This window comes from uncultured Nostoc sp. (assembly GCF_964247315.1).
Classification (GTDB): domain Bacteria; phylum Cyanobacteriota; class Cyanobacteriia; order Cyanobacteriales; family Nostocaceae; genus Nostoc.
On the sequence record NZ_CAXTTT010000046.1, the window covers coordinates 1 to 18567 of the forward strand.

An 18567-nucleotide genomic window follows, 5' to 3' on the forward strand; every position below is an offset into this window, starting at 1 on the left:
GGACTAGGGGACAAGGGGGAATTATTGAACAAGCCTCTCCCTTGTCTCCCCCTCTTCCTTGTCTACCTTGTCTCTTCTCCATGCCCAATGCCCAATGCCTAATGCCCAATAACTTAACTTAGCGTAATCTAATCTGCTGGTCGTTGCAGGCGATAGTGCAAAAACACTTCTTGCTCAACTGTATGAACTTCTATGAGTTGTAACTTGGGAGCCAAATCAGGTAAAAATCCTTTCCCTTCTACAGGTGTGGGTGCAGTATTACCACCTAAAATCAGTGGACAGACAGTTAGCCATAATTCATCAATTAAATTTAATTCCAGCAAGGAAGCGACTAATTTACCTCCACCCAAGATCGCCAAGCGTGTTATATGTAGAGTGGCTAGATGCTTCAAAGCTGCGGAAATGTCAATTTCTCGCGTTGGTGTTTCAAAAACCAGAATCTGCTCAAATTCTGGAGGGTACTCCTGTACTCCGATTCCCAGAGTTAAGTAAAACGTCTGTAAGCGTTCTTTCCACGAAAATTCTCCTGCTGTTGTGGTGAGTAGCCAGCGTCTAACTGGTTGCTTAAAAAAGTGAATTTCCGGATTAAGGTTTGCAGAGTTTGTAATCACTATATGAACTGGTTGCCGAGGCTTCCCTCCTTGCGCCCGAAGTTCCACTAGAGTTGGATCGGTTACAGTAAGTGTTGTTCCGTAGGCGTCCAGAGTCCCAGCACCGAATAAAACGGCATCAGAGGCAGCAATTTGTTTTTCTAAGTGTGCTTTATCAACCCTTGAGCCAAACCGAGCAGGCGATCGCTTAAAATCTGCTATCTTGCCATCTGCACTCATTGCTAAAACAACTGTAGTATGAGGACGATGTTGGAACATTAAATTGATTTGATAGTTTTAATATTTACTTTAGTCGTATGTAGATTTTCAAAAAAACCATACTTGCAAACTACTGTTTTATAATTTAACCACTGTATTGATATGCAACATAAATCGCTTTTACATCTAGCATATACGAGTTTTGGTATACCACGTTTCTTTTTGAATTATAGCAATTTGTTATTTTTAAACATTGAAAATAAAATTCTGATCATTTAATAAAATGTCTCATCTAGCTGGTCTAATTGCATATCTTTGGTGTTGTAGATTGCAGGTGCAAAGTGAGACAGTCGATGACTAATTCCCGCCAATCTTCCTTTCGTCGAATTTTAGTAACGAGAATATTGCTGCTGTTTGTTCCAGTTTTACTTGTAGGCGAAATTGTTGCCTTGAATAAGGCACGTTCTAGTATATTGAGAACTGCACGGCAAAATTTAACAGAAAGCGCCATCAGTAAAGGGGAGAGAATTGGTGATGCGATCGCAATCTTAAAAGCTAATTTGCAGAGTGTAAGCAAAACGACGGTAATTCCGTCGGATTTACCTATACAAGAGCAAGAAATTCTCACGCAGTTAAGGCAACAACTTCCAGCCAGTATCGAGTGCATCCAATTAACAAATCTCCTAAACCACAAGTTAATTGCCAGTAGCTGTGGGGATCGAGAAATTGGCGAATTGAGATTACCTTTGCCTCCTGAGGGGATTAATGTCAAAGCAATCTTCTCGCCAAAGGCAGGAATGACTGGAAAAAGAAATGCACAAAATCAGCTGCAAGTAGTTTTATCTGCACCAGTCTTTGATAGCCAAAAAAAATCAGTTTACAGCTTAAGTATTCAGTCTGCATTGTACCAACAAACCAAAAATCCACCGGGATCGCTCACGGGCGCTATGGTAGTGATTGCTGAAGATGGCACAATTTTGGCACACCCATTCCCAGATTGGGTGGGAACTAATATCAATCAGCACCCTCATGCTTCCCAAATCAAAAGCATAATTAAAAATGCAATTACGGGACAAAACGATTCGATAAATTTCTCTTTTACCGAAGGAAAAGAATTAGTCGCTGGCTATACAGCAATTCCAAATCCACTCACCCAACAGCAGCAGCAAAAATGGATAGTTTTAGCTGTTACTAGCGTCGAAAATGCGCTTTTTGGTTTAGAGGAAATCAAATTAATTCTTATCGTTTTGACAGTCGGTTTGATTGGTGCAAGTTTGTTAGCATCTCTATATTTAGCTCCTTACTTGGCCCGTCCTGTAGAAGAATTGCGAGACTACGCTCTCAATATTCACTCTCACCATGCCGCACAACCAGTTCCCCACAATTTTCAAATTCGGGAATTCAATCAACTGGCCCAAGCATTAGACCAAATGGTAGAACGGCTGAAAGCTGGATCGGAAGAATTAGAAATAGCTTGGAAAGAAGCAAAAAGTGCTAACCAGATTAAAAGCCAGTTTTTGGCTACAACTTCCCATGAATTGAGAAACCCATTAAATATTATTATTAACTGTATTCGCCTGGTTGAAGAGGGCTTATGTGATGACCGGGAAGAAGAAATGGAGTTTCTCAAACGTGCCGATGAAACAACGATTCACTTGCTAGGTATTATTAATGATTTACTCGACATTTCTAAAATCGAAGCAGGTAAGCTTTCGGTCGTCTCTACACCTATTGACCTCCGACAACTATTGTTAGAGGTAATTAATTTACAATCAGTTAATGTCCAACAAAAGGGCTTGCAATTAAAATGTGAGTTAGCTCCCCAAGCGATCCCAATTAAGGCAGACGCGGGAAAACTAAAGCAAGTGCTGATTAATGTTATCGGCAACGCCACCAAGTTCACCGATACCGGAAGCATCACCATTGCTACAGAAATTCAATCTAGTAGTGGTAAATCTCAGGTGGTAGTAGCTGTCAAAGATACAGGTATAGGCATCGATCCGACTCAACAGCACAAACTATTTCGCCCCTTTGTAATGGTGAATGGCACTACAACACGTCAGTTTGAAGGTACTGGACTGGGACTAGCGATTTCACGAAACTTAATCGAACTCATGGGAGGCAGTATTACTCTTGAGAGTGCGGGACTTCATCAAGGTACGACACTCAAAATTACCTTACCTTTAATTGATATCTCGCAGTTAGCTGTTCCAAATAAAGAAGCAAATGTCGGGGATCTTGGATTATCCTCTGGGAATGAGCCAGTAAAGGCAAGCCGCTATCCCAGGCTACAGGAGTCTGTAGGAAGTTCCTCTTCGGGGATCAACAAGTCTGTGAAAATAGAGGTAGACAAAAAAAAGTTCCCGAAGTCCCAGTTGCTATTTGGAAATGAGACTTGCGAGATTCGTCTTTCGCCTCTGCAAACTATTTTGGTTAGTCTTCCAAAAGGAGGAGTTTGTGCGAATGGGACTTTCAAGAGGTAATTTATTTAAAAGTCCATATTCATCAGCACTCCTAAATAGTTATTACTTTTGCTCCTTGAGAATGCGATCGCTCAAAAAAACAGGTTTACCGCCTTGCTCAAGAGATACTGTTAAAGCAGCAAGAATTTCTACTAACTGTGCGCCTACCCAGCCAGACGAAACCTCTAAGGGAGTATTGTTGAGAATAGAGACAACAAAGGAGGAGCAAACCCGCCCCAATGGTTCTCCTGGCTTTAATTCCAGCGCTATCTGTCTTTGATTCACAGGAATAAATTGATTGCCTTGCTGTTCAAACTCACCATGTAGCAGGGTTAGAGGTGATGATATTGACATTTCATCAAAAATTAAGCTGCCAAGGCTACCTACAATCCCCAGCCGTCGCTGTTTATCAGGATTCAGCCAACACAAATGAATATAAGCTTGAAAGCCATCTGGGTATGTCAGTGTTACCCATACTAAATCAGCCAAACCTTGAGGCAAAGGAGAATTTGTATCTTTCTTGCCCTTTGGTTCCCTGCTTTCCGGCTCCCCTGCTCCCTGTAGCCACACCGTACCCGTTGCTTGTACTTGCACAGGAATTTGACCCAGCCAAGCGTTAAATATAGCAATATCGTGAATAGCTAAGTCCCATAGTGCATCAACATCTTGCCGGACAGGGCCTAAATGGGTGCGGGTGGCGTAGCCATAGCGTAAATCACCTAATTTACCTGCTTGTACTACAGTTTTTCCTCGCTCAACTGCTGGGTGAAATAAATAAGTATGGTCAACCATCAGTATCAAATGATGCTGTTCTGCTAAATGGCAAAGTTCCCGACATTCTACTGGATTGAGAGTTAGGGGCTTTTCTGCCAAAACATGATATCCCTGTTGGAGAGCGTCTTTAATTAAAGCATAGTGGGTGGTAGCTGGAGTTGCGATCGCTACTCCTGTCAACCCTGGCACTTTCTTTAAATCCTGCCATTGGGTTGTTAATAGTACATTTTCATCTAAATTAAACTGCTGCTTAACCGCCGCTAATCGTTCTGGATGGGGATCTACTACAGCAACTACATTCACTTCGGGATGTGCCAAGAAATTCCGTAGTAGATGCACTCCCCAACGCCCAACTCCGATGACAGCAATATTAATTTTATTTGTCATTTGTCATTTGTCATTTGTCATTTGTCATTTGTTATTTGTCATTAGTTATTTGTATACAAAGGACGAGGGACAAATGACCACTGACAATCAACTGATTATCCACTAATCACCCTTCTTTTAAGCTCAGGGTATTTGCGGGTTAGAAATTGCTAAAAAAGCTACTTTAGCTGCTGCTTGTTCTGCGGTCTTGATTGAGCGTCCTTTACCTTGTCCTAGCATCTTTCCGTGCAGCCACACTTCAGCCATGAAACGTTCTTGATTGCGGTGCGGTTGAGTGACTTCTACAACGCGATACTCTGGTAAAACTTTAAATTGTGCCTGAGTCCATTCTTGGAGAGCAGCTTTGTAATTAAGTCTGGCAGGATCGAGGCGAATTTCTGTTGCTAGTTGGTGGAAGTGGGGATCTAACCAAGAGCGAATCAATTCCAGATTTTGAGTACTTAAGTAAAGCGCACCTAAAACCGCTTCAAAGGCATCTGCCAGTCGTGACTCTAGACCAACTTTATCAGCGGTAGCACTGCCAGCAACTAGTAAATATAGCTCCAAACCATAAACTCTGGCCAATTGGGCGAGGATGCGATCGCTCACCAACACCGAACGAATTGCCGCAAAATCCCCCACTGGACAATCGGGATAATTTTCCCATAACACAACAGCCGACACCAGGCGCACCACTGCATCGCCAACAAACTCTAGCTGTTCATAATTTGCCGAATCAGAGACAGTGGGATGAGTTAGCGCTAAATCCAGCAGTTCCCACTTTATAGGTGCTTCTAGCGACAAACCAAATTTTTGGACTAAACTTTCGAGTTGCCGCTGACGGCGTGGATAAGCGAGGGGCATTGCATGACAAAGGGAAAGGGGCAATCGAGTGAAAACCGCTATATTACAAGTCTCAATCGTTGGGTCCAGCAGAACTTTGTTCAATATATTCAGCTTTGGGATCGAAGGGATCGATAAGCAAATAAGTTACTGCTCGACAGCTTTTTGACTGAACAATTGGACGTTGAACGAAACGACCTTGTTCCAACACTGGTGGAGGGTTCATGCGAATTGGAGAACCCCAAAAAATAACCCTCCATACAGGTTTATTTTGGATATTATCGGTAGGGTTTGTATAAAGTAAATACTCAACTGTTGTTTTGATGGGTGCTTGTGTCAACATTGCTAATGTTGATGAATTTGCAATGTCTAATGCAAGTTTTGCCGAAACAGGTAAATTGTCTGAAGGCTGTGCTGCAACAAACTTTGAATTATCCGATCCTCCCTGTAAAATTCGGTTTGCAAACTTAGAAATTGGCACAGCCACATCCGATCCAACAACTAAACTTGCTCGAATTTCTGGAGTTATATCTGATGCTACATTACGTGGAATTGTCGGATCTGAACTTTGTCCGAAAGCAGGAGAAGTCCATTTTTGCAAAGTCCTCTCACCCCAGAAAATAAACGTAACAATGGTTAAAGCAAAACCCAAAATCAACTTTAGTTTCATAGTAGATTTCCTCGAACACAAGAAGGGGAAGCTCTCTAAGACTTGTGTGTACACCGTAGCTCGAAGAGCGGGGAAGAGGTTGGGGGTGGGGTTCTTGTACCTCACAAGGGCTGAGAACCGCTATAGTTCTCGAAGTAATACTCTAACAACTTTTAACTACTTCCCTTTATTTCTATCTAGCTTCTCTTGGATAGCTTCTCTACAGAATTCAGGAGGGTTATCTTGTTGCTGCACTTCCTCTTTCATGGATTTTGTCATGCGTAAGTTCATCTTCTCAGTCAGAGATTCTTCCCTGTCAGTTTTGAAACCATAATTTTTAATATCTGGATTACCGCGATTATCTTTAGGCACTTTACGTTACTTAATAAAGCTGTACTAATGTGGAAGCATATTGAATAATGATTAATTGGTGGATGAAACTTTCTGAGGGTATGCATCCACCGATTCCCACTTTTACAAGAGGTAACTCTATTTTATGTTTACACGCACGGAATTAGAACTTAAAAGCTTGAGAGCGTTACGCGATTTATGTTTGATACAGTACGGCATCCAAGCAATAGGAAACCCTGCTGATAAAGCATCCAACATTAACGCACTCCTGACTTTTCCTGTTGTAGCTTGCAAGCAAGTATCAGAAAATAAAGGATTAAAGTCTCCCATATTCTCTCAAGTAGAAGCGCTAGAAGCGACACTAGAAGCTATGGGAACACCGACACCAGAGCAGTCAGCATTACTGAAGGTAACGATGGAGGGAAGAAAACTAGAGTACCCAGCACGGTATAGTCAAGAGAAACTGTTTGGACTTTATCGGATTAAATGGCATCTGGATACAGCATTAGAGATCCTGGGAATGCTCTAAATGATGAATTAGCGATCGCCCAAAATCCGTACAAAAATAATGGAGTACAAACCGTGAAAGGTTCATACTCCATTGCAGGGGAGAGAGCAGGACATAAGCCGGGTTCTGTTCTCTTGCGAGGGCAGTTATCTATCTGGGACGTTTGTTACCAAACGCCTCAAGCGGCTCTCATTGAGCGGAACTGGTAAAAGACCAACCGTAGTTCCTATCGCCTTGCTCCCAACCGGGGTTTACCGAGCCAGCACCTCTCGATACTGCTGGTGCGCTCTTACCGCACCTTTGCACCCTTACCAAAACAGTTGTGAGTGCTGAGTGCTGAGTACTGAGTTTTCTTTACTCAGCACTCAGCACTTGTTGCTCAACACTGGTTTTGGCGGTATCTTTCTGTGGCACTATCCTCACGATCGCTCGCACTGGACGTTATCCAGCAAGTTTGGTCTTTCGGGAGTCCGGACTTTCCTCAAATCAGTAACTATGACCGATCTGCAACCGCCTGCGCCTACTCTCTCCTTAGATCCAGTGTACCCGGTTGACACAAGGGGTTGACACGGCATTACTTTTTTTTATTCCAAGGTAGAGCGTAAGTCCAAGGTAGTTTCCTGACTGTGAAAGGACAATTGATAATACTAATGGGAGGAAAATCGCCACCTGGGGCTATACCTAAACGCACTTCAGATATCCTAAGCACTAATTGCAGAGAAAAATCCAACTCTTTTTTTCTGTTAAAAAAGTCGTTGTACAACTTTTTTTGCCCTTTTTGTAGCCCATTGATATCAATTAGTGGTTTTTTAGCTGAATAGGTTCCAGCTACTTGATCGCGCTGGAAAACATCTTCTGCTGTCACTGTTTCAGAAAGTGTTTTCCTGGGAGCAATCAGGCTAGGACTTTGGGGTACTGCTAAGTCGCGGGTTAAGTCTGGTGATTTCCGAATTACGCGGCGTGATTGCTTACTATGTTCAACAACTAAAGAACTGTTATCCCAGTCAACGTATAGGGCAACATTATCCGATTTATTTTCAATGCTAATTCCTAAATCTTTCAAATCGTCAATTGGGTATGAGGATTTGAGTTTAAAGGAAATTCCAATTTTATCGTCGAGATTGTGTTCTTTGAGTTGTTCGTCAACGATTCCTTTTTTAAACTCAAATTTAACTTGGTCATCGATGGATTCAATCATGCGGTTGAAAACATAAGAAACACCGATAATATAAATCGTCAAAACTACTAAATTCTGGTCGCTACTCCTCATAACTCAAAAATCTTAACTCCCGGTGCTAATGAATGTATATTTGACTTGTCGCTAATCTACAATTTTTAATTGCGCTTAATTTCTACAGAATTTTGCAACCAGCCTCGTCGCCAAAAAAAGAATAGCAAACCAAATGCGATCGCTAACATCACTGCCCAGCAAAGTGGATAGCCCCAATACCAATTTAACTCTGGCATATTATATGGCGATTTTTCAGTACTGAAATTCATCCCATATACTCCGGCAATAAAAGTCAGTGGAATAAAAATTGTTGAAACTATCGTTAATACCTTCATGATTTCATTCATTTTATTACTCACTGCTGAAAGGTACACATCCATTAATCCAGATGCTAGTTCTCGGTAAGTTTCCACCATGTCCATCACTTGCACTGTATGGTCATAACAGTCTCGCAAGTAGATTCGCACCTCCTCACCTATCAAATCACTGCCATCTCGAATCAAAGAATTAATTGCATCTCGCAGGGGCCAGATAGCACGACGTAGTTGCAGTAATTCTCGCCTAATATGATAAATATTTTGCAGTGTTTGTGGAGTAGGTTTGACTATTACCTCCTCTTCTAACTCTTCAATTCGCTCTCCATAAAGCTCCAGCACTGGGAAAAAACCATCAATAATCGCATCTAACACGGCGTAAGCTAAATAATCGGCTCCCTGTTTGCGAATAGTACCTTTGTTTTTTGCAATTCGCGATCGCACTCCTTCAAAACAATCATGTTCTGGTTCTTCTTGGACTGTAAGCAAATAATTTTTTGCTAATATCAAACTCACTTGCTCGCTGTAAAAACCACATGTTTTTTCCTTTGCTACTACCATGCGGGCAATGAACAGCAATTGATCTTCATAATCCTCGATTTTGGGACGCTCTGGTACATTGACTACATCTTCTAAAACTAGAGGATGTAACTTAAAAACATTACCCAATCGTTGTAATATATCTTGACTACCTAAGCCTTGTACGTCTACCCAAGTAATCGATTCCGCCTCCAGATAGGGGACACACTCCTCTGGAGTTTCTATTTGTTCGCGGATGAAATTGGTTTGGTTATAGTCAATCAAAAAAATTACTGGTGGTGGAGCATCTGCATCAACAAAAATAGTTCCAGGTATAGTCCCCGGTTGGTGATAGAACTCATCTTCATAAAACTTGGGAACTATTTTAGGAAGGCGACGTAGTTTTCGTGCCATACAATATTACCTAATAGTAATTTGTCATTGGTCATTGGTCATTTGTCATTAGTAAATAACAAAGGACATAAGGATAACTTACACGTTATTTTACAAATATTAATATAAAGACGGTAATTTCTAAATTAGGCAATTATTTAGGTTGCTAATTCGATCGTCAGCCAGATTTAATCTGAGGAATTACGAATTGGTATAACATATTGCCTCTGCATCAGCAATGCTACAAAAAAACAGTTTGCCTTGGCAAGACAAACTGTTTAAAAAATATTTATCTGGGTGAGCAGAAGTTAGAACATGCCGCCCATGCCGCCCATGCCGCCCATGCCGCCCATGCCGCCCATGCCACCCATGCCACCCATACCGCCCATATCAGGGGCAGGAGCAGCGGATTTCTTCTCTGGCTTTTCAACAACGATCGCTTCGGTGGTTAAGACCAAACCAGCAATGGAACCAGCGTTTTGTAAAGCTGAACGCACGACTTTGGCAGGGTCGATAATACCAGCAGCAATCAAGTCTTCAAATTCGCCGGTAGCAGCGTTGTAGCCAATGTTGAATTCGCTCTCGCGGACTTTCGAGACGATTACAGAACCTTCAGCACCAGCGTTGTCTGCTATTTGGCGCAAGGGGGCTTCTAGCGCTCGTTCAACAATATCAGCCCCAATTCTTTCTTCGTCATTTTGTAAGGTGTTTTTAATCGCTTCTACCGCCTTAGCTAAGTGAATTAAGGTTGTTCCACCACCAGGAACAATACCTTCTTCCACGGCAGCTTTAGTAGCGTTGAGTGCGTCTTCAATCCGCAGTTTGCGGTCTTTGAGTTCGGTTTCGGTTGCCGCACCCACTTTAATCACTGCCACGCCGCCAGCAAGCTTGGCGATGCGTTCTTGGAGTTTTTCTCGATCGTAGTCAGAATCAGTTTCTTCCAACTGTCTGCGAATTTGACCAATCCGCTTTTGTACTTCTGGCTTGGTGACACTGCCAGCGACAATTGTGGTGCTTTCTTTGTCAATGGTGATTTTGCGGGCAGTTCCCAGCGCTTCTAGAGCAGCGGTATCCAAGCTTAAGCCGATTTCTTCTGAAATCAACTGTCCATCGGTGAGAATAGCAATATCTTCTAACAAAGCTTTGCGGCGATCGCCAAAGCCAGGCGCTTTAATCCCAGCCACGGCCAGTACACCACGCGCTTTGTTCACCACCAGAGTTGCCAAAGCATCACCTTCGACATCTTCAGCAATAATTAGCAAAGGCTGACCAGAACGGGCAACTTTTTCTAAAATCGGCACTAAATCTTGGATGCTGCTGATTTTTTTATCTGTCACCAAGATTCGGGCGTTTTCAAATTCGACGATTTGCCGTTCGTTGTTGGTGACGAAGTAGGGAGAAATATAGCCCCTGTCAATCTGCATCCCCTCAACTACTTCTAGTTCAGTTATCAGAGATTTAGATTCTTCAACGGTAATTACACCATCTTTGGTGACTTTTTCCATTGCTTGAGCTAGCATTTGACCAACTACTTCATCGTTACCAGCAGAGACAGTGGCAACTTGAGCGATCGCACTTCCTTCTATCGGCTTGGCTATTTTGGCAATTTCTTGCACCAGTGCCTCAATAGTTTTGTCGATCCCGCGTCTCAAGCTAACAGGGTTACTACCCGCCGCGACGTTCTTCAAACCTTCTCGAATCAAGGCTTGTGCTAAAACTGTGGCGGTGGTTGTACCATCTCCAGCGACATCTTTAGTTTTTGAGGCCACTTCCTGGATGAGTCTTGCACCAGTATTTTCCAAAGGATCTTCTAATTCAATTTCCTTGGCAACAGTGATACCATCGTTGACAATTTGAGGTGCGCCAAATTTTTTCTCTAAAAGGACATTACGACCTTTGGGCCCCAAGGTGATTTTTACGGCATCCGCAAGGGCGTTAACACCCCTTTCTAGAGATCGCCGCGATTCCTCGTCAAATGCAATAATTTTCGCCATGTTTTATTTCTCCAGCGCTTCCATTAGACAATTTAGCACTCACAGCGCCAGAGTGCTAATCTCTCAAGCGGCTCAAGTTACAAATGGAAATAAAAAAAATTGATTAATATACAGGTGATGCTCATATTAGATACTGGCAGTAATGCTTGAATTGGGAGATGAATCTAGACAACTCCCTTAAGTCCCTTGGTATTGCCGACCCTAGCGGCACCGGCTGGTTGGCAGTAGTATTTACGTTCCTCTTGGCTTGGCTTGTAACTTGGCGTTTAATTCCGACAGTACGCAAATTCGCCTTGCGGGTAGGTTGGGCTGACCAACCCAACGCACGGCGACTCAACCGAGAACCTTTACCCAATGCAGGGGGGCTGGCTATCTACGCGGGTGTGATTGCCGCGCTGGTATTAGCTAGTCTTTTACGACCGATCGAACTCCAAAACGTATTGGCTCAGGTACTCACTATTTTGTTGGGGGGTTCGATATTAGTTCTTGTGGGCTTTATTGACGATCAGTTCGGCTTACCACCCTCTGTGCGATTGTGGGCGCAAATTGTCACAGCGCTGTTGCTCGTAGCTAATGGCATCAGCGTCAAAGTCCTGTTTGGCACTCCCATCGACTCGCTTCTGTCCATGTTGCTAACAGTACTATGGGTAGTAGGGATTACCAACGCCATCAACTTGATGGATGGTATGGATGGCTTGGCAGGAGGAATCAGCTTTATTACCGCCATGAGTTTGTTGGGTGTTGGTGCCCAATTTAACAATCGTGCCGCGGCAATCTTGGTACTGGCAGCATTGGGAGGTGCTGCGCTGGGATTTTTGCGCCATAATTTCCATCCATCACGAATTATTATGGGTGATGCCGGAGCATACTTTTTTGGCTATGTCCTGGCAGCAACTAGTATTTTAGGCAAACTGCAACAAAACACAGTTTATGCACTAATTCCTACGGTTTTATTTCTGTTGTTACCGGTGCTAGACACCACTCAAGTATTTGTGCGGCGTCTACTAGCAGGAAATAACCCTCTGAGTACTCCTGGCAAAGACCATCTGCACCACCGCTTACTTGCTTGGGGACTATCCCAGCGCCATGCTGCGTTTACCCTTTGGTCAATTACCTTAGTTTTCAACTTGCTAGCGATGAGAATACAAGGTATGAGTTTGGCTGTGATGCTGACAACCGCCAGTAGTATTATTTTGCTTTTGGGCTTTACAGTCTGGCAAAGGATACGCCAACAGCCCTAGTTACTTGTAGGGTGGGCATTGCAATGCTAGCCCTACTATGGTTTTTTCTGTGTGGCGCATAATTTTATACACTACTCAAATTTTAGATTTTAAATTTTGGATGTTGGTGAAGCAGCGCTCCAAAGGTTTAGTTACATTTATTACTACTGAGAAAGCCATTATCAGCATAAGTAGCATAGCCATCATTGCTATGTTTGCCGCATCATATTCTGTATAAAAAATCCAAGTAAGCCACCCAAGATCAAAATAAATGTATTATTAATCAATCCCAAAATATTAAAGCTTTCATAAACATTGAACTTAGCTGCTGATGAAACTAATTGTTGTAAATTAGGGAAAATAAATAGTAAAGACACGATTGTAGCGGGAGTAACACAAACTATAATTACATCCTGGAACACTGTAACTCTGTTTAAATTAGCTCTGAGAATAACGCAAATTGCTGCAAATGAAATTTGTACGATAAAAGGAACAAGATAACCAACAATAGACCAAGGATTGATTAGTAATTCACTAATTGCTCTCCAAAAGTTGGTAAATATACTTATAATAAAGCTTAAAAATATTAAATGAATATGCATCATTACATAGAAGATAATAGTAGATTCGTAAAATATGCATAAACTTATACAAAGTAGTAATCCAATTGAAAAATCTAAAAGCAATGGTTCAGTCATAAGTTTTAAGTCCAATCAAAATTTAAATCCATAACTAAATGCTAGTACAAAAAGGATTGACCACTCATTCAAAAGATCATTGTGACCTACACCTTCTCTTGCTCTAAAATCAGGTTTTAGAAACTGAAGTGAAGCCCAATTTCTAATCCAAAAAATAAATTATCCAAAATTATTTGTATATAAATAGGGGCGCACAACTAGCTGTGCGCCCTTATTTATGTAAAATCTCAAATTATTTATTCAGAGCAATTGTATTTATTGATTGCTTAAACTACTTACGCCATAACCATACCGCCATCGACATTAAAAACCTGTCCAGTGACGTAGGCGGCGGCGGGATCAGCAGCGAGGAAGCGCACCATGCCAGCGACTTCTTCGGGCTGACCAAAGCGACCGAGTGGGATGTATTTGAGAATATCTTCGGGGTTGTTGAGATTGCTAGTCATGTCGGTGGTAATGAATCCAGGGGCGACAGCGTTTACGGTGATACCGCGAGTAGCGAGTTCTTTGGCAACGCTTTTGGTGAAGCCGATGACACCTGCTTTGGCGGCGCTGTAGTTTGATTGACCTGGGTTGCCCATTTGCGCTGCAACGGAGGTAATGTTGATAATCCGCCCCGATCGCTGCTTGAGCATGATTTTACTGGCAGCACGTGTACATAAGAAAACACCAGTTAGATTTAGGTCTATCACTGCTTGCCAATCTTCTGGCTTCAAACGCAAAAGCAGTGTGTCGCGGGTAATACCTGCGTTGTTGACCAAAATATCCACACGGCGGAACTTTTCGATGACGGTGTTAACTAGTGCGTCTACTCGATCGCTTTTAGAAACATCAGCTTGGATCGCGATCGCCTGACCTCCCGCATCTGTAATTTCTGTAACAACTGCGTCGGCGGCAGCACTCGAACTAGCATAATTGACAACTGCGATCGCTCCTTGTGAAGCTAATTCAATTGCGATCGCGCGGCCAATTCCTCTTGATGCACCTGTGACAATTGCGACTTTATCTTGTAATAGTGTCATTTAATGTTCCTCAATTTTAGAAATACTGCGCTAATGATCTTATGGCGATTTCGGGAACATCTGAATATTGTCGGGATAATATCTAACTCTTGCGGGGTGATAATCTTGCTGTCATACTGCAAGTTAGATAGCTAATAGATAAAGTAATACGTCGTATTTAGCTAGATATAGCTATGCTGAATCAAACGCGCAAAAACAAGATCCCCGACTTCATAAAAGTTATCAAGAATCTGCGGTTTGCAATTCTCACAAATCAAATAAGATTCCTATATAACTCGAATAACAATAATTAACGTTTTACTCTGATTAAATATCTATAGTTACTTCTCTGTAAATAGATGAATAACTATAAGTAATATATAGGACTCATATCTGATTTCTGAACAAGATTTCAGATAAAACCCTGATAAAACGGGCTTTTCAGTCTCAGTATGTTTTCAGAAATCAAATCGGAGTCCTATATTTGTCTGACTAGATAAACTAGAAAGTGTTGCATCTACAGCTTTCGTAGACATTACTCTTGTGAAAGCCTCTATAATGATTTGGTTGATCGTGATAGGTTGAAATACATATTTAATCCAGATGCACAACCTAACATAATATACGTATTTTATTATAATTATTTAAGGTTTGTAGCTGGCAAATCATCCTAATATTAACTAATCTAATCTTTTACTAACAAAAACCCATAAACCTATACCGATTTTATTTTCTAAGAACTACTATTGAAACAAACAATTGAAAATCGGTGTGTGTCACATGGCAACGAAAAAGCAATTTAACAGTTTTGAAGATATGCTGTCTGCTTCTGATGTACCTGTATTAGTAGATTTTTACGCTGACTGGTGTGGCCCCTGTCAAATGATGGTGCCAATTTTAGAGCAAGTCAATGCCCAACTTAAGGATCGCTTACGGATTGTCAAAATCGACACAGAAAAATACACAGATTTGGCTACTGAGTATAAAATTGCGTCTCTCCCAACCTTAGTACTGTTTAAGCAGGGTAAGCCTGTAGAGCGGATAGAAGGAGTGATGCAAGCACCGCAGTTGGTGCAATATCTACAAACAAAGATTTAAGCTAACCTTGAAATTTTGATTTTGGTTCTTAGAGGCGCGAAATATCGCGTCTCTTTCAATAGATAGATAATAATGTGCGCCCATATTAATCAAATCACTGTTTGCTTGAACTTCTTTTGTTATCCAATCTCAAAATCCCCCAATTTTTTGGGGGATTTTAACTGCTTACTCCCAATCTCTTAAAATGTAAAAGTAGTCCGAAGTACACCTACAGTCGTAGTGTCATTGTTGCTGTTACCTTCTGGGTTAAAGAGAACAAACGCACCAGGGGTAATGCTGATATTGTCGCTAACTTGAAGGCGGTAATAGGCTTCTAAATGGTAAGGAGTCGCCCGATTGTCACCTGTGGGTGTAAGTTGAGCAGAACCACCACTATCACTACGGTAAAGCGGCTGACCAAAAAGAATTCCGGCAGTGTTTCCTGACTTGAATAAATCTCTGAAGTGAATTCCCGCCATCCAACTTGTAAAGGTGGTGGAAGCATCCACGCTATTGGAAGAAGCATCAACAAATATTGCTGCACCGTAGCCAGATAATGCTATTTTGGGAGACAATCGCCATGTTACTGTACCGCCAACAGAGTTGAGTGTAAGCGGTGTTCCAGCTGCAACCCCTGCTAAAGCACCGATATCACTACTAACTAATCCTGTAGCCAAAATATTGATTTCGTGATAACTGTGGGCATAGTTTAAACCAATATCCAGAGCCGGACTTGGCTTGAAGGTTAACTGTGTGGCAATAATACTACTACCACTAAATAAACCTGCTCCCAAAGGTGTAGTAGAAACTCCTGGTAGTGCCTCAGCCGCAGATTTTTCGGGTAAATTGGCATTTACACTGCCGTATAAAGCTCTTAAATCAAAATTTGGCGAAATGTTAAAAATAAATCCCGCCGCCGATGCTAAACCAGTACCCGAAGTCCCACCAGAAACCCGTAGCACAGGATTCAAGTTGCCAAAACGAGAAATTGACTCTTGTCCTTCACCATAAAAAGGCGTAATTGCTGGGAAAGCATCTGATGTCTCCGCCGCAGTTCCTGCAAACAAGGTTAATTTATTAGCGACAGGAAAGATATACAGCAATTTGTAAAGCTGAATACTGTTTGCGCCAACACTCGACAAAGTATTGACATTTAGCCCTGGAAATTGTGGCTCAAAACTGGTACGAGCGCTACTAGAACTTAAAAGTGGGGCAGCTAATCCTAAACTTTGTTGCAGGCTACCCTGTCCATCGACTCCACCCAAAAAGTTATAGGCTTGCAATCCAGTAATTAATGAATCTTTACCAGTAAAGCTAGTGGTGAGATTTAACCGCACTCTATTAACTAGGATGATGTTCGAGTCGCTGTTATTAGGAGCGCCGCCGCTAGCACCAACACCAGCAATAATTGCCTCACCATTGAGTTTGGTCGTAGTAGAAAACTGATTTGCTTCTAGTTCTGCTGTGCGAGCTTCTACAGCATCTACTCGACCTCGCAATGTTGCCAATTCCGCCGCAAATTGTTCTTGTAGTTTCTGCAACGTGGCTAAATCTTCTTTCTTGACTAAATCACCAGTTGCAGTCGCAATCAGTTCGTTGATTCGCTCTAAACAAGCATTTAAGCCAGCAGCAAATTCATAGCGAGTCATCGCCCGATTACCGCGATAGGTTTGATTCGGATAACCTGCGATACAACCATAGCGCTCGACTAAAGATTGGAGTGCCTGAAAAGCCCAATCAGTCGGCTGTACATCAGACAATTGCGATACAGATGTTACTTGTGCAAGTTTGTATGAGGTTGGAGATGAACTTGCAGGTTGTGGTATGATTGGCTGCCACAAGTTAACAGCAGAATCTACTCCTATATCTAGAATCTTTTGCTGTTGATTGACTGAGGATAAGTTTTTTTGAGTTTCATTAGCTATCAGCAATTTACTGGAGATATTATTTGCTAAATCGCTTTGATGAGAATAATTCTTTTCATAGCTGCCGTCATCTTGATTAACAACTACGTTTTTATCTGCAATTTCTAAACTAGGAAGGGCTTGCACAGGTGATAACCCGACAATTAAACATAAAAATCCCATCCCACTAGCAAAAGCTAGTAGATATTTTGCCATCATAACTCCCAACACCTACAAAATAGTGGAAAAATTAATTGCGATTTTCAAGTGTATTGATAAGTAAATTTAAAGTAGATTTAAAAGAAATCTTATTAACTTTAAATTTTGGATATCAGGATTTTTTTCTGAATTGACTTACCAGAACCTCAGCTTACATCGCAAGTATTAAATTATAGTAAATACTATTTTGGGAAAGAATTAACAATACATCATATTGATAGTTTTTATAATTACGATAGTAATCCTAAATGGTTTTTGAACAATGCATTACGTAAAATGTTTGATTCATAAGCCTTACAAATTTTCTCTGTTCAAATATAAAATAGGATTGCTATATTGACAAAATAATAATTTACATAAGTCTGATTTTGTGATAGAGAATATAGGTATTGAGCCGAGGATTTCGGCTCAATACTTAACAAAGAATAATTTACTCAAAGAAAATTAAGAGGCTGCGATCGCTGCTCAATTTGGGTGTAAGCTAAGATCAAGAAGAAAACAGCATATTGTAGTCCACGATTTCTCCAATTGAGATATTTCAAGAATTCAATCCCACCAATAGGCAACAACCACCGCATCACAATCCTGCTGAACATCTTCACCCCATAGCGCTCCTGCCAATCTAGTTCTCAGTCGGCGCTTCAGGCGCAAACCATAATCTTCATTCGTGCCATCACTTACCTCTACTGAATCAGCTCGCCATTTTTTGCCCAAGTCTAAAAGCTCTGACACTTTTGTGTCTTGGTTCTCTGCAAGGATGTATAGTGTATCGGCAGGATAGGCAATGAAATGGATGATGCTGGTTTCAGGCATGGGACGATAGTTTGCCATTGCAAGTAGGGTATCGACCATACCACCAAAGCTTAAACCGTTTTCATCTGGTGCAAAAATTGGTTTTGTGAACAGAAAGCTTGACCATAAATTTTTGTGGTTGGAAAGGTCAGTAATCACTTCTTCGCCATCAAACTCATTGAAGCGACGCTGCCAAACCAAAGCAGCGAAGAGTTCTTGCGGAGAATATGATTTCGCAATCGTTTGGATTTTGCCTAAATCAAGCATCATGTTGACGGTAAGTAATATTTTTAACAAAACATTTGTAACTACCCTTGCAGTTTATTTACCCAGTGCCTGCTATTCTTATAGTTACTTCGGTCTGTCATAGCAGATAGATTATCCTCAATAATGTTTTATTTGTGAGCGCTCATATACCATCGTGGTAGTGTGGGTGCTTTTAC

At 41.6% G+C, this 18567-nt stretch carries 16 protein-coding genes and 1 other RNA gene; 4 read left to right on the top strand and 13 right to left on the bottom strand.

Features of this window, described 5'->3' with window-relative positions; translation table 11 throughout:
- Positions 1-128: 128 nt before the first annotated feature.
- Positions 129-869 (bottom strand): RibD family protein, encoded by a 741-nt coding sequence (locus tag ACFE93_RS15315; RefSeq protein WP_375474100.1) that lies wholly within the window; start codon positions 867-869, stop codon positions 129-131.
- A 293-nt stretch (positions 870-1162) separates the two neighbouring features.
- Here ACFE93_RS15315 and ACFE93_RS15320 point away from each other — a divergent pair, with 293 nt between their 5' ends.
- Entirely contained in the window at positions 1163-3292 is a 2130-nt protein-coding gene (locus ACFE93_RS15320; protein ID WP_375474101.1) for an ATP-binding protein, read from the top strand.
- Positions 3293-3334: 42 nt separating this feature from the next.
- Here the strand turns inward: ACFE93_RS15320 and ACFE93_RS15325 are convergent, their stop codons facing one another.
- The 4 genes from ACFE93_RS15325 to ACFE93_RS15340 all read right to left on the bottom strand — a co-directional run bounded on the left by ACFE93_RS15325 (position 3335) and on the right by ACFE93_RS15340 (position 6275).
- Complete coding sequence (locus ACFE93_RS15325; protein ID WP_375474102.1) at positions 3335-4432, bottom strand: Gfo/Idh/MocA family protein; 1098 nt, start codon at positions 4430-4432, stop codon at positions 3335-3337.
- 123 nt (positions 4433-4555) lie between these two features.
- A complete protein-coding gene (gene rnc / locus ACFE93_RS15330; protein WP_375474103.1) occupies positions 4556-5275 on the bottom strand; it encodes a ribonuclease III in 720 nt (239 codons plus the stop codon).
- A gap of 52 nt (positions 5276-5327) precedes the next feature.
- Positions 5328-5924 carry a hypothetical protein gene (locus ACFE93_RS15335; protein WP_375474104.1) on the bottom strand — a complete coding sequence of 199 codons (597 nt, stop codon included), beginning with the start codon at positions 5922-5924 and terminating at the stop codon, positions 5328-5330.
- 156 nt (positions 5925-6080) lie between these two features.
- Positions 6081-6275 carry a hypothetical protein gene (locus tag ACFE93_RS15340; protein WP_375474105.1) on the bottom strand — a complete coding sequence of 65 codons (195 nt, stop codon included), beginning with the start codon at positions 6273-6275 and terminating at the stop codon, positions 6081-6083.
- A 124-nt stretch (positions 6276-6399) separates the two neighbouring features.
- Here ACFE93_RS15340 and ACFE93_RS15345 point away from each other — a divergent pair, with 124 nt between their 5' ends.
- Positions 6400-6783 carry a hypothetical protein gene (locus ACFE93_RS15345; protein WP_375474106.1) on the top strand — a complete coding sequence of 128 codons (384 nt, stop codon included), beginning with the start codon at positions 6400-6402 and terminating at the stop codon, positions 6781-6783.
- A gap of 78 nt (positions 6784-6861) precedes the next feature.
- Here ACFE93_RS15345 and rnpB read toward each other — a convergent pair.
- The 4 genes from rnpB to groL form a co-directional block, all read right to left on the bottom strand.
- Positions 6862-7290: RNase P RNA component class A (rnpB, locus tag ACFE93_RS15350), an RNA gene on the bottom strand.
- A 46-nt stretch (positions 7291-7336) separates the two neighbouring features.
- Positions 7337-8032 (bottom strand): hypothetical protein, encoded by a 696-nt coding sequence (locus ACFE93_RS15355; RefSeq protein WP_375474107.1) that lies wholly within the window; start codon positions 8030-8032, stop codon positions 7337-7339.
- Between the two features lie 65 nt (positions 8033-8097).
- Positions 8098-9240: a magnesium/cobalt transporter CorA gene (gene corA, locus ACFE93_RS15360; RefSeq protein WP_375474108.1), complete on the bottom strand. Its 1143-nt coding sequence runs from the start codon at positions 9238-9240 to the stop codon at positions 8098-8100.
- A gap of 287 nt (positions 9241-9527) precedes the next feature.
- Positions 9528-11213, bottom strand: coding sequence for a chaperonin GroEL (gene groL, locus ACFE93_RS15365; protein ID WP_375474109.1), 1686 nt, complete (start codon positions 11211-11213; stop codon positions 9528-9530).
- A 158-nt stretch (positions 11214-11371) separates the two neighbouring features.
- Between groL and ACFE93_RS15370 the strand changes: the two genes are divergently transcribed.
- Positions 11372-12454, top strand: coding sequence for an MraY family glycosyltransferase (locus tag ACFE93_RS15370; protein WP_334916292.1), 1083 nt, complete (start codon positions 11372-11374; stop codon positions 12452-12454).
- Between the two features lie 188 nt (positions 12455-12642).
- Here the strand turns inward: ACFE93_RS15370 and ACFE93_RS15375 are convergent, their stop codons facing one another.
- Entirely contained in the window at positions 12643-13131 is a 489-nt protein-coding gene (locus ACFE93_RS15375; RefSeq protein ID WP_375474110.1) for a hypothetical protein, read from the bottom strand.
- A 275-nt stretch (positions 13132-13406) separates the two neighbouring features.
- Complete coding sequence (gene fabG, locus ACFE93_RS15380) at positions 13407-14153, bottom strand: 3-oxoacyl-[acyl-carrier-protein] reductase (protein WP_375474111.1); 747 nt, start codon at positions 14151-14153, stop codon at positions 13407-13409.
- A gap of 759 nt (positions 14154-14912) precedes the next feature.
- Here fabG and trxA point away from each other — a divergent pair.
- A complete protein-coding gene (gene trxA, locus ACFE93_RS15385) occupies positions 14913-15230 on the top strand; it encodes a thioredoxin (RefSeq protein WP_104907825.1) in 318 nt (105 codons plus the stop codon).
- A 179-nt stretch (positions 15231-15409) separates the two neighbouring features.
- On the opposite strand, the gene ACFE93_RS15390 is transcribed toward trxA, so the two are convergent.
- Both ACFE93_RS15390 and ACFE93_RS15395 read right to left on the bottom strand, forming a co-directional pair.
- The gene (locus tag ACFE93_RS15390; RefSeq protein ID WP_375474140.1) at positions 15410-17329 is read right to left on the bottom strand and encodes an iron uptake porin; all 1920 of its coding nucleotides are present in this window, start codon (positions 17327-17329) and stop codon (positions 15410-15412) included.
- Positions 17330-17878: 549 nt separating this feature from the next.
- The gene (locus ACFE93_RS15395; protein WP_375474112.1) at positions 17879-18394 is read right to left on the bottom strand and encodes a hypothetical protein; all 516 of its coding nucleotides are present in this window, start codon (positions 18392-18394) and stop codon (positions 17879-17881) included.
- Positions 18395-18567 lie beyond the last annotated feature (173 nt).